Raw genomic sequence first — 22,017 nt, forward strand, 5'->3', positions numbered from 1 at the left:
GCCATGACTGGGGATTATTGGAGTGCCACTGACAGTCTGAAGCGCACGGGCCGTTTGCGAACCTGCCAGCCTTTGAGCTGGGAGATGCGCTGCACGGTGTTCTTGTTGAATCCGAGCAAGTGCGCCACGGTGCGGTAACCGAAGGACGGGTTCTCTTCGGTCATCGCCTTGATTGGGCTTGACGAAGTGCTCCTGCCCCCTCGGCGCTGCCTTGGTGCTGCGGTAGTACACCGTGCGTCGAGGCATCTCGAACCACTGGCACAGCTTGACCAGGCCGACCTTCCATCGGTCTTCAGCCAGTCCCTGCTGTTGGCCGAGGATCATTTCTCGTCCTCGTTGCCCAGCAGGGATGCCAGCATTTTTCTGGCACGCAGCTCCAGCATTGCTTCGCCATAGGCCTCCTTAGTTCACGCAGTTGTCACCGCCGCAGTAATACTGACCCACTTCGTCGGAGTAAAAGTGACCCACCTGGGGTGAGGATGGCGGCTTTGGCCGCCGATGTTGACCCAGGAGCAAGTAGTGGAGATCAAGGTGATGTCTCGGCGGGGCATGAGCATCCGGGAGATGGCGCGGCAGCTAGGCTGTTCGCGCAACACAGTCAGGCGATACCTGCGTGAGGACAGTGCGCCGGTGTATGGGCCCAGGTCGCCAAGAGCGACCAAGCTCGACCCGTTCAAGGGCTATCTGCTGCAAAGGATCGAGGCGGCCAGGCCGCACTGGATTCCGGCGGTCGTGCTGTTGCGCGAGATCACGCAGCAGGGCTATACGGGCGGGCTGACGCAGCTCAAGCAGTTCATCAACGGCCATCGCGACAAGCCGGTGGAGCCGCTTGTGCGATTCGAGACGGCGCCAGGCCAGCAGATGCAGGCGGACTTCACGCACATCCGCAAAGGACGTGACCCGCTGATCGCCTTCGTGGCCACGCTGGGCTACAGCCGCGCCAGTTGGGTGCGCTTCACGGGCGACGAGCGTGCCGAGACGCTGGGTCGGTGCCTGGCTGAGGCATTCGAGTACTTTGGCGGCGTGCCGCAGCATGTGCTGTTCGACAACGCCAGCACCATCGTCACCGAGCGAGATGCCTATGGCGAAGGCCGCCACCGTTGGCACAGCGAGATGCTGAAGATGTCGGAGCGATTCGGATTCACGCCACGTCTGTGCCGTCCGTATCGCGCCAAGACCAAGGGCAAGGTCGAGCGATTCAACGGCTACCTCAAGGGCAGCTTCTGCGTGCCCTTGGCGGCCAGCCTCAAGCAGGCCGGGCTCAGGCTTGACGTGCAGGCGGCCAACGCCCACATCGGCCGATGGCTGGCCGAGGTGGCCAACAGCCGCATACACGGCACCACGGGCGAACGACCTGACAGACGCCTCGCACTGGAGCGCGCAGCCTTGCTGCCGTTGCCGCTCAGGCAACCGACGGCATTGCCAGCCACACCTGTGCGCAACAGGCCGATTCCAGCCGAGAGCTTGCAGCATCCCCTGTCCGTCTACAACGAACTGCTGGAGGTGCGACTGTGAACCTTCAGCACGAACGCATCGCCACGTTGTGTGGCGCACTCAAGCTCGAGCGCATCGCCAGTGAATGGGCGGCCGTTGCGCAACGGACAGCGCAGCAACAAGACAGCTTGGGCGACTTTCTGGAGCAGATCCTGACGGTGGAGAACGATGCCCGGCTGCAGCGGCAACGCTCGGCGCTGGTGAAGATGGCGACGCTGCCGTCCATCAAGACGCTGGAAGAGTACGACTTCGCATTCGCCAGTGGCGCGCCACGCGCGCAGATTCAGGAACTGGCGGCGCTGACCTTCATCGAGAGAGCAGAGAACGTCGTCTTCTTGGGGCCCAGCGGCGTCGGCAAGAGCCATCTGGCACAGGCCTTGGCCTACCGGGCTGCCATGGCAGGCATCAAGACGCGATTCATCACAGCGGCCGACCTGATGCTGCAACTGGCCACGGCACACAAGCAGGATCGGCTCAAGGAGTACTTCAACCGCGCCGTGATCGGCCCGCGATTGCTGATCGTCGACGAGATCGGCTACCTGCCCTTCGGCCGTGAAGAGGCCACCCTGTTCTTCAACGTGGTGGCCAAGCGGTATGAGCGCGGCAGCATCGTGCTGACCAGCAATCTGCCGTTCAGTCAGTGGGCCAGTGCCTTCGCCGATGACCAGACCTTGACCGCAGCCTTGCTTGACCGCCTGCTCCACCACGCCCACATCGTGCAGATCAGCGGCGAGAGCTACCGGCTCAAGGACAAGCGCAAGGCCGGACAGATCAAGGCCAGGAACAACTGATGTGATGAGCGCCCAGGTGGGTCACTTTTACTCCGACGCCAGCGTCGGAAAGTGGGTCAGTTTTGAACCGACGTTGACACGCAGTTGCTTCTCGTACTGCTCTTTGACTTCCAGGGGCTTGGTGCGCAGGGCGTTCTCCATGCCGCGCTTGCCTTCATCAACCCACTGCTCCACCTCGGATGGGTTGAGATCGAAGGCCCGACTGGCCCCCGAGACCGTGGTCTTGCCCTGGATGATGTCCATGACCAGGGCCGTTTTACGCTTGGCTGTCCAGCGCTTGATGTCGCTTTCCATCAGGGTGCTCATCGTCGCTTCCTTCAACGTTAACACCTGAGCAGGAATTCACTCGGTCAATACATGGCTACTGTGCAACTCGCGACTATAGGCATTCGAGTAGAGCTAGCAACGAATATCCGTACACACAAGCAACAGGGCTGGCGCCCACCGCTTATGGCGTTATATTTCCAAGGAGAGTGCTGGATACAGCACTGAACCTGACCGGCCTTTCGCAAACCTGCCAGCACTTTAGCCGGCAGGTATGCTGTACTGTGCTCCAGCTGAACGGAAGCGGGGTACTACGGGTTGATAACCGAATATGCCTTGATGGACCGTATTCAATCACCCGGTGTTCAACGCTCGTAGCCACTCCTCGGCCGCGACGCGCAGGGGCACTAGCTTGCCCGTGGCAAGCAGTTTTGGTACGGTTTCACTATGGAACCCCCAAAGGTCCCGCAGCTGCCTCTCTCCCTGCTCATTGATCTAGTTTGCTTCAAGAGGCATGGATGCCTTGCCGGCTAACGAACACACACCGCGTGAAAGATGCCTATCAGCGCATCGTCTGTTTGCGGCCGGGCCTTCCTATTGACTCTTCGTAGGCCGTATCCCAGAGAACGCGCCGCCCGAGATACACAGCGCCATCTCGGGTAAGGTGGACTCGGTCCGGACTCAAAATACGCCCCATTTCGTCTGTAATTGGCATTCGCCGGTCCTGCACAATGACCCGCTCGTATATTGGCAGGAAAATCTCCTGCGGCACAGTCGCCCGCAACTGACTTGCTTCATCCCAAGCTGCCGGAACAACAGCATTGGTTTGCAACACCCGCTCTGCTTGCGGAACTCTAGCAAGCCAATTTAAGTTATAGCCGAAATGCTTACCACCCAAATAAAAGATCCTTTTCCCCGCTGCGTTTGCTATGGCAGCGTTGCGCTGAGCGCAAGCAACCTCCGGCCCCATACCTCCACTTGCGTACACGATAACATCAGCTTGCTCATATAGACGCGCACTTCGACCTTCGAGCTTATCCAAGCATGGAGCGAAGTCATCGCGGTAGACAAATTCTATACTGCCGGTATCGAAAACTTCTAAGTTCATATTAAGGAAGTCGCGAGCGTAGCTATTTCCATGCACGAGAACTCTACTCACCCCCTCGCGCTGGAAGTACTCGACCTTCCGCTCGAACGCACGCTCATTGTAGCCGATATACATTCCCGCTCGTGTCACAGAGGAGTCAGCAAAGACTCTCTCGGGAATACCCTTTCCAAAATGGAGGAAGAGCCCGAAAGCAGAGAATGCAAGCGACCCCAAGAAAGCCCCGGTGAATATGAAGCGACGCCCAAACGGGCTACCGCTCCGGCGAAAAGGCTGCTCTACCCAGCGCCAACTCACGTAAGCAAGCGCTATCGTTGCGAAACATAGCCCGAACATCAAGGCGTCAGAGGGCTTCTCATGGCTTAAAATTCGCGCGAAAGCGAATAGTGGCTGATGCCATAGATAGGCGCTATAACTTACCAATCCTACAGCGACTGCAATTTTACTAGCCAACACGCGGTGAGCAAAGGTGCCGGGATAAGCAAAGAGTATTATTAATACAGCCCCTACAGTGGGCACCAATAACCACAAACTAGGTGACCGAATTGATTCCCCGAAGCTGAAAATGGCACCCAACACCATAATCAACCCGACAAAGCTTAGCGGCTCACGAGCCCCAGCCAATAAAGATGCACCCCACACCTCTTTACTGCCTACGGCGACCAGGGAGCCAAACAACAACTCCCATGCTCTTGTCGGAAGCAAGTAAAAAGCCATGGTAGAACGAGTCAGAGACAACCACTCTGCTGCGGCTAGGCTGAGAACCGCGATCGAACCAAACATCGCCGCAAGCGCTCCCATGGACCAACGACGACACGCAACCAACAATAGTGGGAAAACGATATAAAACTGTTCCTCTACCCCCAAACTCCATGTATGCAGCAGCGGCTTGAAATCAGAGGCAAGGGACCAGTATCCTGCCGTGAACATGAGTAAGACATTGTTGGCGAAGGCCGAAGTGGCAAAAAGGGATTGACCGAAGTTCTCAAGCTCGTCTGGCAACATGCTCCACCAAGCAAGACCCGATGAAACTGCCATTACCAGAAATAAAGCAGGCAGTATTCGACGGGCACGGCGCTCGTAGAAACGAACGACGCTAAAACTTGCTTGAAGGTTCTCTTCAAGCAAGATAGACGTAATAAGAAATCCGCTGATCACAAAAAATATATCCACCCCAACGTAGCCCCCCTTGAAGGCACCAAACCCGGCATGTGAGAAGATTACGGGCAACACAGCAAGCGCCCGCAGACCATCAATTTCGGGACGATATTTCATTTTGTAATGACCAATCAATCTTCGGTGGATTCGCTACGATTATGCCAGACCTCTGTGTAACTACACCCCCTCGCTGGAGGGGCACTAGAGAGTACCGGACAGGAACGCCGACCGTAAGTCGCCTTTGAGGTAGCAGCCGACTTTCCTTGCTTCTTATTAAGAGGAGCTGTGCACGCCTCGCCCGCCCCTCTCACAGCACGTGTGGTCTTCGCCGATAAGCCGCTTGACCTTTGTGTGGCAACTCTAGTAGCGGCGCTGGCCGCTGGTGCCCATGAGCACCCTTCGCTACCGACAAGCACCCACGCCGTGGGTTATACAGTAAATCGCCGTTAAAAATCGGCGTATTCCCCCCCCCCCCCCCCCCCAACACGCCTCTCCGCACACCTCGCCAAATGTCCCTTAATCTAAAGAGCGCGGCCTCCAACCGCGATCTCGTATCCTCTTTGCGGGATTGCCAACGAACACGGCCCAAGGTTCAAGGTGACCAAACGCAACAGCGCGTGCTCCGACCACTGCACCTGCGCCCACAACCGCGCCAGGCCCCACGAATGCCTCCGCGGCGATCCATGCGTGCGCGCCGATGCGAATGGGAACGGCAACGAGTTGAAAGTGCTCGTCCTCGATGTCATGAGTTCCTGAGCACAAGTGCGCCCCTTGTGAAATGAGCGCTCGCTCCTCAATGGTGATCAAGGCCTGGTTGTAACAGTTCACGTTCGGACCGATTACTGCACCAGCGCCCATAACGAGATTGCTTGGCAGCCAAACACGCGCGCTGCCCCTCACATCGGCCCCCGGGCCCAAACTCGCGCCGAACGAGCGCAACAAGAATCGACGCCATGGGCACAAAGGTCTCGGCGTCCATGAGGCGAAAACGAGCCAGGTGATACCCCACACGAGACGTACAACCCGATTTCTTAGGCTGAAGCTAGGCCCTCCGTCTCTCGGCATCGAGCCTTTGGAACCGTGCAGCAAGATTGGCTCAGTCATGACAGACAGCCCCCAATTTTATATCGCCTGCTTTAGACGCCTCGTAAATATTGATGACAGACTGTACCGAGCGGGATATCGTAAACTGGTTCTGGAAGCATTGACGCGCTCGCTGGCCCATTGCACGCCACTCCATTTCGGGCGTCTCCAGCCACCGACGCACAAGACGCTCCGTTCCATCGATCGAGTCAGGCTCTACAAATCCGGAACCGGAGCTCACAATCTCCCGCCATATATTAACTTGGTCTGAGATCAGCACGGGCACACCGCACGCCATAGCTTCTGCAACGGCAATGCCGAAGTTCTCTTGGTGCGACGGAAGAATGAACGCAGATGCGCTCTTAAACGCACCCCACTTCATATCGCCCGCGACCATGCCAACCCATGTCACCATATCCGCAATACGGAGATCAATCGTCAATTGCCTCATTTGACTTCCGTACGCGTGGGCGTTCGGACCAGCCATCACAATCTGAATCCCTTCAATCAATTCTGGCGACGCACCGCGGATTCTTGCGATGGCATGAAAGAGAAGATCCGCGCCTTTCTTCTCATGAACTCGCCCCAAGAAGAGCAGCTGGCGCTTACCAACGAGAGCTGGGAAACCCTCCCGAAAAGCCCTCACCTGCTTCTCATATTCTTCTGGTGGAGCGTCTGTTCCGTAGTTTACGACGGCTTCTCGACACTGGTAAAGCCAAAATGATTGGCGCGCCAAAAGCCGCTCGTTCTCGCATGTAAACAGCACAGACCGCGCGTCCCGCAGAACTCGGTACTCACTCCAAGGCCAAAAAAGCCATTTCTTCAAATGCTTTATAGGGTAGCGACGCTTGAACCAAGGGTCTAACATGCCATGGATAAATACAAAGTAAGGGGTATCCGTGCCGTGCAATGCACGCCATACGGCGAACGCGTGATATTGCCATATGCCATTCACAAAGACGACGTCATATCTGGTTCGATTGGCCTTGAGCCAAGCAGTCATCGCCCCGCTATATCGATAGTTTCCTATATACCCAGGCCCCAACGCGTGACATTTCAGGGGAAACTCTTTAACCCAGTCAGCGCCTGGGTCGTCGAGACATGCCACTTCCACAGTACGGCCATGAGCACGGTGCTCAGCGGCCATCCGCTTCAATCCCTCGATAGGCCCGCCTCCGCTCGGATTAACCGAAGAAATTACGTGGAGAATGCGTAATGACATATCTTTCGCTTTCACGGCCATGGACGGCCGGCCTTCATCGAGTAAACGCAATTTTGCTGTGTGAGCGAAGAAACGCAGTCCGGGTCAGCGAGCCATGCACTTAGCTTCGCGCCATCAATGCATTGCCCTTCCTGGTGACCATCTAAGGAACTCACAGCGAACTCAATTGGGGTGGTTTCGGCAGAGGCCTCCATGCACTACCCGCCTCGACCATTGACAGGACAGGGCTCATCATGCCACCAGAGGGTCTCGGCCAGTAGAACGTCAGATGGGATCCGAACAACGTCATTGGTGGTTTTTGTCGCGCAGAAGCCGCCCCTGGAGATGGTAGCCAGCAAGCAACGCTTGAGCGATACACCCCCCCTGATTCGGCGGCCTTGCTCATCGTCTTCCGCACGAACGGCAGCGCAGACCGGGTGGCATACTCGTTCATCATGATCCTGATCACTGGCGGCGCCGGCTTCATCGGCGGCAACTTCGTGCACCACTGGTTTGAACGCGCGGCGGCACAGGGCCTGCCGGCCGAGCCCGTGGTCGTGTTCGACAAGCTGACCTACGCGGGCAATCCGGCCACCATCGCCACCTACCTGCGATCGGGCCAGGCAACCCTGGTGCACTCCGACATTGCCGACCGCGATGCGGTCCGGCAGGCACTGGCCACGCACCGCCCCAGGCTGATCGTGCACTTTGCAGCCGAGAGCCACGTCGATCGCTCCATCCACGGCCCCGGCGAGTTCGTGCACACCAACATGGTGGGCACCTTCAGCCTGCTCGAGGAAGCCCGCGCTTACTGGGGCGGACTGGACGGCGAGGCCAAGTCCGCCTTCCGCTTCCTGCACGTGAGCACCGACGAGGTCTACGGCTCGCTCTCTGACACCGACGCCGCCTTCAGCGAAACGACGCCCTACGCGCCCAACAGCCCTTATTCGGCCAGCAAGGCAGGTAGCGACCACCTGGTGCGGGCCTACCACCACACCTACGGCTTCCCGACGCTGACCACCAACTGCAGCAACAACTACGGGCCCTACCACTTCCCCGAAAAGCTCATCCCGCTGATGATCCTCAACGCGCTGGATGGCAAGCCGCTGCCCGTGTACGGCGACGGCCTGAACATACGCGACTGGCTGTTCGTGCGCGACCACTGCGAGGCCATCTGCCAGGTCATCGAAAAAGGCACCTGCGGCGAGACCTACAACGTGGGCGGCATCAACGAGATCCGCAACATCGACGTGGTGACCACCATCTGCCGCAAGCTCGATGTGCTGCGCCCGCGTGCGGACGGCACGAAGTACGAAAGCCTGATCACCTACGTGACCGACCGCCCGGGCCACGACCGCCGCTACGCGATCGACCCCACCAAGATCCAGCGCGAGATCGGCTGGCAGCCGGCCGAAACCTTCGAATCGGGCATCGACAAGACGGTGCGCTGGTACCTTGAGAACACGGAGTGGATCGACACCGTGCGCTCGGGCGCCTACCGGGACTGGATCGCGAAGAACTACAGCGGCCGTGCCGTCTGAACGAGGTCGCCATGCACATTCTTCTGCTCGGCAAGGGCGGCCAGGTCGGCTGGGAGTTGCAGCGCGCGCTGGCGCCGCTCGGTCAGGTCACCGCCCTCGATTTCGACACACCGGGACCCGCCGCGGCCCCCGATCTGCGTGCTGATTTCAGTCAGCCCGAGCAAGTGGCTGCCCTGGTGCGCGCCGTGCGACCCGACGTGGTCGTGAACGCAGCGGCGCACACCGCGGTCGACAAGGCCGAGAGCGAGCCGGATCTGGCACGGGCCATCAACGCCACGACGCCGGGGCTCGTGGCCCAGGCGGCAGCCGACCTCGGTGCGCTCCTCGTGCACTACAGCACCGACTACGTCTTCGACGGCAGCGGCACGGCGGCGCGCGACGAAGCCGCCGCCACAGCGCCCCTGAGCGTCTACGGCCGCACCAAGCTCGAAGGCGAGCAGGTTATCCAGGCCAGCGGCTGCCGTCACCTCATCTTCCGCACCAGCTGGGTCTACGCTGCCCGCGGCGGCAACTTCGCCAAGACCATGCTGCGCCTCGCCGCCGAGCGCGACCAGCTCAAGGTGATCGATGACCAGATCGGCGCGCCCACCGGGGCCGACCTGCTGGCGGACGTCACCGCGCATGCCATTCGCACGGTGGCGGCGGGCCGCGACGACCTGCTCGGCTTGTATCACCTCGTGGCCGCCGGCGAAACCAGCTGGTACGACTACGCGCGCTTCGTCATCGAATGGGCCCGCGAGCGCGGCCAGCCGATCCAGGTGGCGCCCGAGGCGATCTCGCCGCTGCCCACCAGTGGCTACCCCACGCCCGCGCAGCGCCCGCTGAACTCGCGGCTCGACACCCGCAAGGTCCGCGAGGCCTTCAGCGTGAACCTGCCGCCCTGGCAACAAGGTGTCGAGCGCATGCTCACTGAAATCCTAGGGAGGTAATCACCATGAGCAAGACCCGCAAGGGCCTCATCCTGGCCGGCGGCTCGGGCACGCGCCTGCACCCGGCCACGCTGGCCATCAGCAAACAGCTGCTGCCGGTGTACGACAAGCCGATGATCTATTACCCGCTCAGCACCCTGATGCTGGCAGGCATCCGCGACATCCTGGTCATCAGCACCCCGCAGGACACCCCGCGCTTCCAGGCCCTGCTGGGCGACGGCAGCCAGTGGGGCTTGAATCTGCAATACTGCGTGCAGCCCAGCCCCGACGGTCTGGCCCAGGCCTTCATTCTCGGCCGCGACTTCGTGGGCGGTGCCCCCAGTGCCCTGGTGCTGGGCGACAACATCTACTACGGCCATGACCTTCAGCGCCAGCTGCTGAGCGCCAATGGGCGCACCGAAGGCGCCAGCGTGTTCGCCTACCACGTGCACGACCCGGAGCGCTACGGCGTGGTCGAGTTCGATCAGGCCAAGCGGGCCCTGAGCATCGAGGAAAAGCCGAAGGCGCCGAAGAGCAACTACGCCGTGACGGGCCTCTACTTCTACGACGAGCAGGTGTGCGACATCGCCGCATCCATCCAGCCCAGCCCTCGCGGCGAACTCGAGATCACCGACGTGAACGCCCGCTACCTGGCGCAGGGCCAGCTCAACGTCGAGATCATGGGCCGCGGCTATGCCTGGCTCGACACCGGCACGCACGACAGCCTGATGGAAGCCGGGCAGTTCATCGCCACCCTGGAAAAGCGCCAGGGCCTCAAAGTGGCCTGCCTGGAAGAAATTGCCTACCGTTCGGGCTGGATCTCGGCGGCCGACCTCGAGCGTATGGCCCAGCCGATGCTGAAGAACGGCTATGGGCAGTACCTGCTGAAAGTCCTCAACGAGACGATTTATTGATCCATCATGAAATTCATCGAAACAGATCTACATGATGTCCTGATAATTGAGCCGGCTGTATTTAGCGACGATCGAGGCTGGTTCATGGAGAGTTTCAACCAAACACGATTCGAAAGCGAACTGGCGAGGCTTGGCAGACCTGTCCCCAAGCCATTTATACAGGACAACCACTCATGCAGCCGGAAAGGTGTACTAAGGGGGATGCACTACCAGCTCGCGCCCCGTGCGCAGGGAAAACTGGTTCGTGTGGTCAAGGGCGCAGCATTTGATGTAGCAGTCGACATTCGCAAGGACTCACGCACATTCGGGAAATGGGTTGGAGTCAAGCTGACAGCAGGCAATTGCAGACAATTATGGATTCCAGAGGGCTTCGCGCATGGATTCCTCTCGCTCGAGGATGAAACGCACTTTCTCTACAAAACAACAGACACTTATTCAAAAGATCACGAACGCGGCATCCGATGGGATGATCCGCAAATTGGAATCAATTGGCCGATAAGCACCCCTGATTACTTGGCACCCAAAGATGCAGCAGCACCAACCCTCGCAGAAGTACATTTCTCTGAGTTGGGCTGAATTCCCTTGAGCAGGCAGCATCCCGCAGAATCACTCAATGTATTCAGCGTACCAAGTGCCCCTGGTGCCTGCTAAGCACTGCCCCGATTGCTGCCTTTTTAAACCAACGGCCGCCACCGGAAAGAAGGAAAATCAACCACCCAAATACCACCCCGATCTCCCATGGGCCCCTGCCAATATACTTATTCACGTGCTTCATGTAGGACCATGATCCGGTTTTCATCCTACTTCGAAGCCCGGCCCAGCGCTGCTGACTAACATAAACAATTTGCATCGCAACCCGCACGCGCCAATCGATCAGTCCGCGCTCATCCACCTTAGAGTACAACCGGCGCAGCAGTTCGCCCATCTGAGGCATTAATTCACCAACCTTGTTCAGCGTTTTGGACGCCTGGTTCTGGTGCGTACGGATAGTCGAAACGCGCACCGCGGAGACCACCCACCGCTGGCTGCGGCCCACGCGACTCCAGAAATCAAAGTCTCCGGCATAAGGCAACCTCTGGTCAAACCAACCATGCTTGGCTACGATTTCTGTGCGCAGCGATACATTGGATAGGTTACCAGGAATGCATCCGAACATGAGGAAGTAAAGATCAGATATGCCTGGATCCACAATTCGGGGCAACCATTGAGCCTCAAATGCCCCGCCGTCCTTCGATGAGAAGTCTGAGCCGTGGTTTGCCCGCATGAAGGCAACATCCTCCGGCAAGATCGACCACTCATTTAGGCATGATTCAAGGGCATATTCGTCTGTTAGCCAATCGTCTTGGCAAAGGATTTGGACGATATCCGTCTTTACCTGCTGAAACAAGAAGTTGAGATTACCGAAGATCCCGAGATTCTTTTCTTGCAGAAAGACTCGAATACGAGGGTCTTTTAATTGCAGCAAATAATCTCGTGTTCCGTCGCTTGAGCCGTCATCGCTGACGAGCAACTCCCACTGCTGATACCGTTGCCTCATCACCGATTCAATTGCTTCACGCAGATAGGCTCCGCCGTTATACGTTGGCATGACAAGCGTTATGGACATCTAAGTTGCTCCAATGTGCCGTTGAGGCAACCATCTTAGGCGATGCTTGCCATAAGCGGCCGCCGCCCCCCTCAAGCAAGGTGACACCGACGACACTCTAATTGGGGCGACCGAACCGCGGCCGGGACAGCTTGAATGAGCCTTCGCTTGATATCGGTCTTCACGCAGCCTTCTTTCGGCTCGTACATATTTTGATTGCACTTGCTTCAGGCGGGAAAGAAAGAGCGGTACCAACGAACAAAGGAAGAAATCCCCTCCTCCAGCTGAACACCGGGATGAACTCCCGTCCACGCCTCCAGCGCCCCCACATCCGCATACGTCGCTGCCACATCCCCCGGCGCCATGGGCTGCAGGTCCAACTCGGCCTTCTTGCCCAGCGCATCCTCCAGGCAGGCGATGAAGTCCATCAACGCCACCGGCTCGCTGTGCCCGATGTTGAACACCCGGTACGGCGCCCATGACGTGGCAGCCGACGGGTTCATCCGGTCAAAGTCCCCATCGGGCTGGGGCGGTCGATCGGCCGTCGCCACGACGCCCGCCACGATGTCGTCTATGTACGTGAAGTCGCGCTTCATGTTGCCGTGGTTGAACACCTTGATCGGCTCGCCGGCCAGGATCGCCTTGGTGAACAGGAAAGGCGCCATGTCGGGCCGACCCCAGGGGCCATACACCGTGAAGAAACGCAACCCGGTGGTGGGCAGTCCATAGAGGTGGCTGTACGTGTGGGCCATCAGCTCGTTGGCCTTCTTGGTGGCGGCGTACAGGCTCACGGGGTGGTCCACCGCGTCGGTCTCGGCAAACGGCATCTTGGTGTTGCCGCCATACACGCTCGAGCTGCTGGCGTACACCAGGTGCTTCACGCCATGGTGCCGGCAGGCCTCCAGCACGTTCACAAAGCCCACCAGGTTGGACTGCGCGTACGCGTGCGGGTTGGTGATCGAGTACCGCACGCCGGCCTGGGCCGCCAGATGGATGACGGTGTCGAACTGCTCAGCCTCAGCGAGCGCGGCCAGGGCCGCGTTGTCCGCCACGTCCATTTTCACGAAACGGAACGTGCCGCCCGCGGCCTGAATCTCGGCCAGCCGGGCGTGCTTGAGCGCCGGGTCGTAATAGTCGTTGAGGTTGTCGATGCCCACCACTTCGTCGCCCCGCGCCAGCAGGGCGAGCGTGACGTGCATGCCGATGAAGCCGGCCGCGCCGGTCACAAGAATCTTGCTCATGACCCGGATTGTCCGGCACTTCGGTGACACTCAGGCGCGGGCGTCGCCCCAGCGCAGGGAGGTGGTCTCATCGCCCTGGTAGGTGGTGCGGCCGTGGCGGTCAACGCAATACACCGGCGAGGCCACCACTTCATCAAACACGGCCCCTTCACCCAGGCGCGTGTACTCGAACAGCACGCTGCGCACCACCTTGCTGCCTTCACGCAGACGGCAGCCGTGGCCGATCCAGGCGGGCCCCTCGATGGTGACGCCCTTTTCAACGCAGGAGCCCGAGCCGATGTACACCGGCCCGGTGATGTTCACCGAATCCCAGTCGACGCTGGTGTTGAGGCCCACCCACACGCCCGGACGCACTTCCTTGCCGGGCATGTCCATCTGGGCGATTTCACCGCGCAGCACGCGTTGGCACACGGCCCAGTAATCGGCCACACGGCCGATGTCGATCCAGTTGAAGAAGCGGCTTTGCGCATAGAACGGCAGGCCCTTCTCCACCAGCATCGGGAAGAGCTGGCTGCCGATGTCGAACTCCTTGCCCGGGGGGATGAGGTCGACCACGGCCGGCTCGAAGATGTAGATGCCGGTGCTGGCCAGGTTCGAGCGGGCTTCTTCGGGGGAAGGCTTTTCCTGGAAGGATTCGACCTTGCCGTCCTTGCCGGCCACGACGATGCCGTAGTTCTTGACCTGATCGCGCGGGACTTCCAGCGTCACGACGCTGGCCAGGGCCTCCTTGGCCTTGTGCTCGAACAGGGCGGCCTTGATGTCGAGGTCGATGATGGCGTCGCCGCACAGGACGATGGTGGTTTCGTCGAAGAAGCCGGAGAAGTCCTGGATGCGGCGCATGCCGCCAGCGGAGCCCAGCGGCTTGGGCACGATCTCGCCGTGCTCACGAACACCTTCATAGGCGTAGCCGATGTTGACGCCGAAGCGGTGACCGTCGCCGAAGTAGTTCTCGATCTTCCAGTGGTTGAACGCCACGTTCACCATGATGTCGGTGACGCCGTAGCGGGCCAGGTGCTCGATGATGTATTCCATCACCGGCTTGCCCAGAATGGGCACCATGGGCTTGGGGGTCTGCTTGGTGAGGGGGCGTACGCGGGTCCCTTGCCCGGCCGCCAGGATCATTGCTTTGGCCATGACGCTGCTTTCAGTCTTGTATGAACGGCCCTGCCGCAACCGGGCGCGGGCCACGGCGAGGCCATGCACGCATCATGCCACCAGCACGCCACAGCGACGAGTAGCCAAACGTGGGACCGGGTGAACGGGTGATTGCATTTGTGAGCGGGCGCTAATGAAGCCCCTTCAGCCCCCGCTCTGAGGGGGCGGCGGCGAGAGGACGGTGTGATTTGATGAATCGCATGAGTGTTCTCCCTCACCGTCGTACTTTTGTTGTCAACGGGCGCTTCATGGGCCGGCCCGTGACCGGTGTGGAGCGGTTTGCCCACGAAACGCTGCGCGCGCTGGACCAGGCCATGCCGCACGCGCTGCCTCACACCGAGTTGCTGGTGGCCGTGCCGCAAGGCGTGCCGGACAAGCTGGGGCTCAAGCATGGCCGGGTGGTGCAGGTGGGTCGACGCCAGGGCCACGCCTGGGAACAGATGGAGCTGGCGCGCTTCCGGCCCGAGTTGCCGTTGCTGAACCTGTGCAACACGGCGCCGCTGCGACGCACCGGGCAGCTGGTGGTCATCCACGACGCCGCCGTGTTCGCGCTGCCGCAGGCCTACAGCTGGCGTTTTCGCCTGGCTTACCGGGTTCTGCATCGTTTACTGGCACATTCCGCCGCGCGCATCCTCACGGTGTCGGCGTTCTCGCAGCAGGAGTTGGCTCGTCATCTCAATGTGCCGGCAGAGCGCATTGGTGTGCTGGCAGCGGGCGGCGACCACATGCTGCGCGTGACGCCCGACGACGGCGTACTGGATCGCCACGGACTTCGCCAGCGGCCGTACGTGCTCGCCGTGAGCAGCAACCACCTGGGCAAGAATTTTGCTGTCGTGGCGCAGGCCATGCTGCGCTTGCAGCGGCCTGACTTCGACGTTGTCATCGCAGGCGGCTTGAACCATGCCGTGTTCTCTCGCTCCGAGCAGTCGCTGCCGCCCTTCATCAAACGGGTGGGCTACGTGTCGGACGGCGAGTTGAACAGCCTGTATCAGCACGCAGCCGTCTTCGTGTTCCCGTCGGTGTACGAGGGATTCGGGCTTCCTCCGCTGGAAGCCATGACGCTGGGGTGCCCGGTGGTGTCGTCGCACGCGGCCTCAATGCCCGAGGTGTGCGGCGATGCCGCCGTGTATTTCGACCCGCATGACCCGGACGCTTGCGTTCGGGCGTTGGATCAGGTGATGAAGTCGGGCCAGGCAGGCCGACAGGACCTGGGTGCACGCAGTCTGGCACGCAGCAAGGAATGGAGTTGGCAACGTGCTGCACAGGCGCTTGCCCATCATCTGAAGGAGATGGCATGACAGCGCAGATCAGACGCGCGGTGCTGGTGGAACGACCAGCCCCCCGCGTGCGCCCCCTGGCGGGCAAGGCCCCCCGGGTGGCGATCGTGCACGACTGGCTGGAGGTCTATGCCGGCGCAGAGCGGGTGCTCGAGCAGTTGTTGAAGATGTGGCCGGGAGCAGATGTGTTCACGCTGGTGGACTTCCTGCCCGACCAGCACCGCGGCTTTCTGGGTGACAGCACGGTGCACACGTCGTTCATCCAACGTCTGCCCGGTTCTCGCAAGCGTTTCCGGCACTACCTGCCGTTGATGCCCATGGCCATCGAGCAGTTCGACCTCTCGTCGTACGACATCGTGATGTCGTCGAGCTACGCCGTGGCGAAGGGCGTGATCACGTCGGGCAACCAGCTGCATGTGAGCTATGTGCACTCGCCCATCCGCTACGCGTGGGACCTGCAGCATCAGTATCTGCGCGAGGCCCACTTGCAGCAAGGTTTCAAGTCGATGCTGGTGCGGGCCATCCTGCACTACATGCGGCTGTGGGATGTGCGGACCGCACCGAACGTGGATGTGATGCTGGCCAACTCGCGCTACATCGCGCGACGCATCGAGAAGTGCTACGGGCGCGAGGCCGAGGTGATCTACCCGCCGGTGGACACGTCGGGCTTCTCGCTGGTGACGCGCAAGCAGGACTTCTATGTGACGGCATCCCGGCTGGTGCCCTACAAGATGATTCCCGTCATTGCCGAGGCCTTCCGCCTGCTGCCGGACCGCAAGCTGGTGGTGATCGGTGACGGGCCGGACATGGCCCGGCTGCGCGAGGTGGCCGGCCCGAACGTCGAGGTGATGGGGCACCAACCCGCTGACGTGCTGCGCGCGCATATGCAGAACGCGCGGGCCTTCGTGTTTGCCGCAGAAGAGGACTTCGGCATCACGCCGGTGGAGGCACAGGCCTGTGGCACGCCCGTGATCGCCTATGGCCGTGGCGGCACGCTGGAAACGGTGCTGGCGGTGGGTGAGTGCCCCCGCCCGACCGGCGTCTTCTTTCATGAGCAGACGCCCGAGAGCATTGCCGCGGCCGTGCGGCGCTTTGAATCCATCTCGGATGAGATCCGGCCGGTGGACTGCCGCGACAACGCGCTGCGCTTCTCGACCGAGACGTTCCGGCAATCGATGTCGCAGGCCGTCAACGGTGCGATCCGTGAGTTTGGCTATTGAACCGATGAGAAGGTGAACCATGAGTTTTGCCCAGTTTCTTGCCATCCTGCGTGCGCGCTGGAAGGCGCCCGTCTTCACGCTGGTGTTCCTCGTCACGGTGGCGATGCTGCTGGCGTTCCTGCTGCCGAAGAAGTACACGGCCGAAGGCAGCGTGGTGGTCGAAAGCCGCACGCCAGACCCCATCAACGGGACCCTGATGCCGCAAACAAGCCAGTACCTGTCGACGCAAGTCGACATCGTGCGCAGCGACCGCGTGGCCAAGCGCGTGATCCGCAACCTGAAGCTGCATGAAAGTCAGATGCTGCGCGCCAGCTGGCAGGAGGCCACCGAGGGCCGGGGGGATTTCGAAACCTGGATTGCGGAAAGCCTGCTGAATTCGCTGGAGGTCAAACCCGAGCGCAATTCGAACGTGATCGGCATCAGCTATGTGGCATCGGACCCGAACTTTGCCGCGGCGCTGGTCAACGAGTTCATCAAGGGCTATGTGGACGTGAACCTGGAGCTGCGGGTGTCGCCGGCGAAGCAGTATTCATCGATGTTCACGGACCAGCTGGCCCAGGCGCGCGAGGCACTCGAGACGGCGCAGCGCAAGCTGTCGGCCTTCCAGCAGCAGAAGGGCATCGTGGCCACGGACGAGCGCATCGACGTGGAAACGGCCCGGTTGGGTGAGCTCTCGGCGCAGCTGGTGACCTTGCAGGCCGTGACGGCCGATGCGGTCAGCCGCAAGTCGCAGGCCGGCATCAACAGCCCGGATGCGATGAACAGCGCCGTCATCATGGGCCTGAAGGCCGACCTGGCGCGGCAGGAAGCCCGGCTGAAGGAAGAAGGCGACCGCTACGCGGACAACCACCCCGCGATGGGCCGATTGAGGGCCGGCATTGACGAGCTGAAGGCGCGCATCCAGGCGGAGTCGGCCGCGGTGGGGCGCACCAGCGGGGTGTCCGCACAGATCGCGATGCAGCGTGAAGCCCAGACGCGCGCGCTGCTGGACGCCCAGCGCGACAAAGTGCTCAAGCTGAAGGCCACCCGCGATGAGGCCATGCTGCTGGCCAACGATGTGGCCAGCGCCCAGCGGGGCTTCGACGCCATCCAGGCCCGCGTGCAGCAAAGCAGCCTGGAGAGCCGGCTGGATCAGACCAACGTCGCCGTGCTCAAGTACGCGACCGCACCCTACCGCCATTCGTCGCCGCGCAAGCTGCTTTACCTGTTGCAGGCCCTCTTCGTCGGCCTGTTCGTGGGCATCGGCATCGCCGTGGTGCGTGAACTGCGCGACCGCCGCGTGCGGGTGGATCAGGACCTGAGAGAGCTGGTCGGGGCAACGAGCCTGGGCAGCATGCCCGAGGCGCTGACCCGCGCAAGCAAGGCCCTGCCCATGCGCTTTCTCCCCCTGCCCGGCAGCAAGACCTCGGTTCGGCTGCCCAGCCCCTCTGTGTAACACCCTGGCCTCACCATGACGAACCTCGCGGATATGCCGACGCAGACCATCGGCGACATCATTGCCCGCATCAACAGCCTGGATGCGGCGCAGATCGAAACCATCGTGCAGTACCAGAAGAAGCACGGTGTGAAGTTCGGGGAGGCGGCTGTGGCCCTGCGCCTGGCGCGGCCCGAAGATGTGGCCTGGGCGCTGTCGGTGCAGTTCAACTACCCCTACGAGGGGCGGGAACCCCAGACACTGGCGCCCGAGCTGGTGGTGGCCACGCGGCCCTTCGAGGCGGCGGCAGAGTTCTTTCGCGACATGCGGTCTCGCCTGCTGTCCACGGTGTTTGCACCTCGCCCTGCCCGCCGTCTGGCACTGGCGGTGTGCAGCACCAACATGGGCGACGGCAAGACGTTCTTCGCCGCCAACCTGGCGGCGTCTTTCAGCCAGCTGCCGGGCCGCACGCTGTTGATCGACGCCGACTTGCGCACCAGCCGATTGCAGTCGCTGTTCGGCACGCCAAACGACGTGGTGGGGCTGAGCTCGACCCTGGCCGGCCGAGGCGAAGTGGATGTGCTGCGTCCCCTGCCCTCCCTGCCCAATCTGTTCCTGCTGCCCGCCGGCGTCACACCGCCCAACCCGCTGGAGCTCGTGCAAGGACATCCGTTCGACGGGCTCATGCAGGAAGTGCTGACCCAGTTCGACCACGTGATCGTCGACACACCAGCCGCTGCACACGGCGCCGACGCCCGCGTGATTGCAGAGAAATGCGGCGCAGCGCTGATGGTGGCGCGCCGGGGCGTGAGCGCGGTGTCCACCACCAAGGCGCTGGTGGAAAGCCTGCAGAAATCGTGTGAGGTCTTCAGTGGCGTGCTGTTCAACGACCACGGTCGGCGCTGAGACACCGCGCGTGCCCCTCATCCGCTCGCTCTGGCTGCGACTGTGGCTTCACCTCGCCTGCATCGCGATGGGCTTGCCGGCCCATGCTGCGCCAGCGCTGTCGGATCGCCCGATGCGCGCCGGCTTCGGGCTGGTGGTCAAGTTCGATCAGGGCCAGCCCACGGCGCAGCTCGACCTGCTGCCCGAGCTGGGCGTACGTTGGGTTCGAGACGCTGTGCAGTGGGTCGACATGGAGCCACGCGCAGGCGAGTACAAGCCGTTTCCACCGGCGTTCTCGCAACGACTGCAGCGCTATCGGCAGCAGGGCATCGGGGTGATCTACATGCTGGGCTATGCCAACGGCAAGGCCTACCCCGCCACCAAGGCGGCCCCCCGCGCACCGATCGACCCCGAAGCGCTGGGGCGTTATGCCGCCCACGTCACGGGCCTGCTCAAAGCAGCAGGGGTCGACTTCGCCGTTCAGGTGTGGAACGAACCGCACAACTTTCAGATCCTGAAGATGGTGGGTGGGGCCTGGAACGGGCGGCCGCCTTCACCCTGGGTGGACCACTATGTGGACATGCTGCGCGCCGTGAGCGAGCACGTGCAGAAGAAGGCGCCCGGCACCCCAGTGATCACCAGTGAGGACGTGCTGGTGAACCACTACTGGTTTGCGCAACACCCGCGCCTGCCTCAAGGTTTCAAGGGCATCGGATTGCATGCGTATGCGAACGAGAGTTCGTCCGGCCCTGAGGTGGTGGCACCGTACGCCGACAGCGAGTGGGCCAGGCCGTTTCAGCTGGTGGACCGCGACCGCGCCTTCGCCACCGCCATCGACCGCCTCAAGCGCCACACACGCAAGCACACCGGGGTGGAGCCGGAGGTGTGGATCACAGAATGGGGCTTCAAGGTCGACGGGCGCTTTGCAGGCGGACGCGTGACGGAAGAGCTGGTGGCGGCCTTTCTGCCGCGCGCCTATGTGCTGGCCGAAGCAGCAGGTGTGAAGGTGTTGTGCTGGTTCAGCATGCAGGACGCGAACGACGGGGCGTATGGTCTGATCGACCGCGCCGGGCGGCAACGACCGGCGTTCAGGACCTACGCGGCCATGAGCCGCATCGTGGGTGACCTGCGGCTGACGCAACGGCTCAGCCCCGCGGGCCAGCAGACGCGCGGCACGCAGGCCTATCTGTTCGAGCAAGGAAGCCGTCGCACGCTGATGGTGTGGAGCGCCGACAACCAGTCACGCACGCTGCCGCTGGATCCGGCATGGTCTGCCACACGCATCCTGGATGCCTACGGGGAGCCGGTGAAGGTGGGCACCAGGCAGGTCGTCCGACAAGCCGAGTTGGGGGCCGCCCCGATCTACATCGAGTTGGGGGCAGGCAGCACGCCGCGCTGGCCTCCGCGCGCGGGAGACTGACGCATGGTCCCGACCCTTTATGGTCTGTTGATGTTCCTGGTGGGCCTGTTCGTCAGTGGGCAGGGGATCCTGTACATGGCCGTGATCGCCACACTGTTCGGTGGCACGGCCGTGGCGTTCGCCACGGCGCTGGGCGGCGCCAACGTGACGCCCGCCATGCTGGCCCAGGGCTTCACAGGCTTGAACCTGATGCGGCGCGAAGGACTGCGCGGCTTCCTGCGTCCCATCGAGTTTGCAACACCGACGTTCTGGCTGCTGCTGCTCACGGGGTGGGCCATGGCGACGGCCTTCGTCATGCCGCGGCTGCTGCAGGGCCAGTTGATGGTGGCCGGCTTCGACCGCAGCGAGAGCGGCGGTGCGTATCTGGTGGGCCCGCTAGGGCCGGTGTCAATGAACATCACGCAGGCCATGTATGCGTTCCTGGCCTTGATGACCTTCGTGATGACCCGCACCCTGCTGACCCGACCCGGAGCCGGCCTGGCTGCGGCGCGCGCGGTCTTGTGGGCTGCGGGGCTCAACGTGGTGGCCGCCTTGCTCGAGATGGCGCAGTACCAGCTGGGGCTGGTTCCGATTCTGGCCTACCTGAAGAACGCGAACTACGCGATGATGGGTGGCGAGGTGGCCGGCCTGATGCGCATCACGGGCACCTTCCCCGAGACGTCGATGTTTTCGCAGTACACCCTGGCGCTGGTGGCGTTCACGCACACGCTGTGGATGCATGGCGTGCTGCGCGGCTGGGCGCGCGCCCTGACGCTGGCCAATCTGTTGCTGTTGCTGCTGTCCACCTCCGGGACCGCCTATGTGAGCCTGGCCATCTGCACGACGGTGGCCCTGCTCTACACCTTCCTGCGGTTGATGCGCGTGGGGCAGATCGGCCCCTACAGCCTGTATCTCAAGCTGACCGCCAGCGGCCTGGTGCTGGCCGTGGGGGTGCTGCTGTTCGTGCCGCCGGCACTGGACGCCGTCAGCGACTTTTTCTCGGTGGTGATCGGTCAGAAGCTCACTTCCGACTCCGGGGCCATACGCGGCGCGCTGAACGCCCAGGCCCTGCAGACGTTCGTCGAGTCATTCGGGCTGGGCGCAGGGCTGGGATGCTGCCGGGCATCCAGCTTTGCGCTGGTCGTGCTGTCGAACCTGGGATGGGTGGGAGCCGTGCTGTTCGTCTTCTTCGTCACGCCCATCCTGTTCGGCCGGATTCCCGAGCATCTGGCGTCGACCGACCGGGTCATAGCCATCGGGGCGCGCCGCGCGGTGTTCGCGACGCTGGTCTCCGCCTCCCTGATTGCACTGGTCTACGACCTGGGCTTCCTCTTCTACATCATGGCCGCGCTTGCGTATGTTCCGAAACGGCAGCCCTGATT

The 22,017-nt window shown here is 61.8% G+C and carries 19 protein-coding genes and 1 pseudogene; 12 read left to right on the plus strand and 8 right to left on the minus strand.

Annotated elements, in window-relative coordinates; all coding sequences use genetic code 11:
• Window positions 1–14 precede the first annotated feature (14 nt).
• Both DEH84_RS19320 and DEH84_RS19460 read right to left on the minus strand, forming a co-directional pair.
• Window positions 15–164: a hypothetical protein gene (locus tag DEH84_RS19320; protein ID WP_218929729.1), complete on the minus strand. Its 150-nt coding sequence runs from the start codon at window positions 162–164 to the stop codon at window positions 15–17.
• Window positions 165–320: 156 nt separating this feature from the next.
• Window positions 321–404: pseudogene (locus DEH84_RS19460) on the minus strand (DUF1153 domain-containing protein); the annotation flags it as partial.
• Between the two features lie 94 nt (window positions 405–498).
• Here DEH84_RS19460 and istA point away from each other — a divergent pair.
• Window positions 499–1,515, plus strand: a complete 1,017-nt coding sequence (gene istA, locus DEH84_RS14260) for an IS21 family transposase (protein WP_109036372.1) — start codon at window positions 499–501, stop codon at window positions 1,513–1,515.
• Window positions 1,512–2,285, plus strand: coding sequence for an IS21-like element helper ATPase IstB (gene istB / locus DEH84_RS14265; protein ID WP_109036370.1), 774 nt, complete (start codon window positions 1,512–1,514; stop codon window positions 2,283–2,285). Before istA ends, istB begins: the two co-directional genes overlap by 4 nt.
• Window positions 2,286–2,312: 27 nt before the next feature.
• On the opposite strand, the gene DEH84_RS14270 is transcribed toward istB, so the two are convergent.
• The 3 genes from DEH84_RS14270 to DEH84_RS14285 all read right to left on the minus strand — a co-directional run bounded on the left by DEH84_RS14270 (window position 2,313) and on the right by DEH84_RS14285 (window position 7,138).
• A complete protein-coding gene (locus DEH84_RS14270) occupies window positions 2,313–2,591 on the minus strand; it encodes a DUF1153 domain-containing protein (RefSeq protein ID WP_109037452.1) in 279 nt (92 codons plus the stop codon).
• A 520-nt stretch (window positions 2,592–3,111) separates the two neighbouring features.
• Complete coding sequence (locus DEH84_RS14275; protein WP_109037453.1) at window positions 3,112–4,929, minus strand: acyltransferase family protein; 1,818 nt, start codon at window positions 4,927–4,929, stop codon at window positions 3,112–3,114.
• Between the two features lie 979 nt (window positions 4,930–5,908).
• Complete coding sequence (locus DEH84_RS14285; RefSeq protein WP_245932601.1) at window positions 5,909–7,138, minus strand: glycosyltransferase; 1,230 nt, start codon at window positions 7,136–7,138, stop codon at window positions 5,909–5,911.
• Window positions 7,139–7,551: 413 nt separating this feature from the next.
• Here DEH84_RS14285 and rfbB point away from each other — a divergent pair, with 413 nt between their 5' ends.
• The 4 genes from rfbB to rfbC are packed head-to-tail and all read left to right on the plus strand — an operon-like array spanning window position 7,552 to window position 11,035.
• Complete coding sequence (gene rfbB / locus DEH84_RS14290; protein ID WP_109038408.1) at window positions 7,552–8,637, plus strand: dTDP-glucose 4,6-dehydratase; 1,086 nt, start codon at window positions 7,552–7,554, stop codon at window positions 8,635–8,637.
• Between the two features lie 11 nt (window positions 8,638–8,648).
• A complete protein-coding gene (gene rfbD, locus DEH84_RS14295; RefSeq protein ID WP_109037455.1) occupies window positions 8,649–9,566 on the plus strand; it encodes a dTDP-4-dehydrorhamnose reductase in 918 nt (305 codons plus the stop codon).
• Window positions 9,567–9,571: 5 nt separating this feature from the next.
• Complete coding sequence (gene rfbA, locus DEH84_RS14300) at window positions 9,572–10,459, plus strand: glucose-1-phosphate thymidylyltransferase RfbA (protein WP_109037456.1); 888 nt, start codon at window positions 9,572–9,574, stop codon at window positions 10,457–10,459.
• 6 nt (window positions 10,460–10,465) lie between these two features.
• Window positions 10,466–11,035: a dTDP-4-dehydrorhamnose 3,5-epimerase gene (rfbC, locus tag DEH84_RS14305; protein ID WP_109037457.1), complete on the plus strand. Its 570-nt coding sequence runs from the start codon at window positions 10,466–10,468 to the stop codon at window positions 11,033–11,035.
• 43 nt (window positions 11,036–11,078) lie between these two features.
• Here the strand turns inward: rfbC and DEH84_RS14310 are convergent, their stop codons facing one another.
• From DEH84_RS14310 to DEH84_RS14320, 3 genes are all read right to left on the minus strand, one after another.
• Entirely contained in the window at window positions 11,079–12,047 is a 969-nt protein-coding gene (locus DEH84_RS14310) for a glycosyltransferase family 2 protein (RefSeq protein WP_159098981.1), read from the minus strand.
• A gap of 224 nt (window positions 12,048–12,271) precedes the next feature.
• Window positions 12,272–13,285 (minus strand): NAD-dependent epimerase, encoded by a 1,014-nt coding sequence (locus DEH84_RS14315; protein WP_109037459.1) that lies wholly within the window; start codon window positions 13,283–13,285, stop codon window positions 12,272–12,274.
• A 30-nt stretch (window positions 13,286–13,315) separates the two neighbouring features.
• Window positions 13,316–14,407, minus strand: coding sequence for a nucleotidyltransferase family protein (locus DEH84_RS14320; protein WP_218929795.1), 1,092 nt, complete (start codon window positions 14,405–14,407; stop codon window positions 13,316–13,318).
• Window positions 14,408–14,640: 233 nt separating this feature from the next.
• Between DEH84_RS14320 and DEH84_RS14325 the strand changes: the two genes are divergently transcribed.
• The 6 genes from DEH84_RS14325 to DEH84_RS14350 are packed head-to-tail and all read left to right on the plus strand — an operon-like array spanning window position 14,641 to window position 22,015.
• Window positions 14,641–15,738, plus strand: coding sequence for a glycosyltransferase family 4 protein (locus tag DEH84_RS14325; RefSeq protein ID WP_159098982.1), 1,098 nt, complete (start codon window positions 14,641–14,643; stop codon window positions 15,736–15,738).
• Complete coding sequence (locus tag DEH84_RS14330; protein ID WP_109037462.1) at window positions 15,735–16,937, plus strand: glycosyltransferase family 4 protein; 1,203 nt, start codon at window positions 15,735–15,737, stop codon at window positions 16,935–16,937. Before DEH84_RS14325 ends, DEH84_RS14330 begins: the two co-directional genes overlap by 4 nt.
• Before the next feature lie 19 nt (window positions 16,938–16,956).
• A complete protein-coding gene (gene epsF, locus DEH84_RS14335) occupies window positions 16,957–18,372 on the plus strand; it encodes a chain length determinant protein EpsF (RefSeq protein WP_109037463.1) in 1,416 nt (471 codons plus the stop codon).
• A gap of 15 nt (window positions 18,373–18,387) precedes the next feature.
• Window positions 18,388–19,257 (plus strand): polysaccharide biosynthesis tyrosine autokinase, encoded by an 870-nt coding sequence (locus DEH84_RS14340; RefSeq protein WP_109037464.1) that lies wholly within the window; start codon window positions 18,388–18,390, stop codon window positions 19,255–19,257.
• A 10-nt stretch (window positions 19,258–19,267) separates the two neighbouring features.
• Entirely contained in the window at window positions 19,268–20,656 is a 1,389-nt protein-coding gene (locus DEH84_RS14345; protein WP_109037465.1) for a hypothetical protein, read from the plus strand.
• A 3-nt stretch (window positions 20,657–20,659) separates the two neighbouring features.
• Window positions 20,660–22,015: a hypothetical protein gene (locus DEH84_RS14350; protein WP_109037466.1), complete on the plus strand. Its 1,356-nt coding sequence runs from the start codon at window positions 20,660–20,662 to the stop codon at window positions 22,013–22,015.
• Window positions 22,016–22,017 lie beyond the last annotated feature (2 nt).

This window comes from Aquabacterium olei (assembly GCF_003100395.1).
GTDB classification, from domain to species: Bacteria; Pseudomonadota; Gammaproteobacteria; order Burkholderiales; family Burkholderiaceae_C; genus Aquabacterium; species Aquabacterium olei.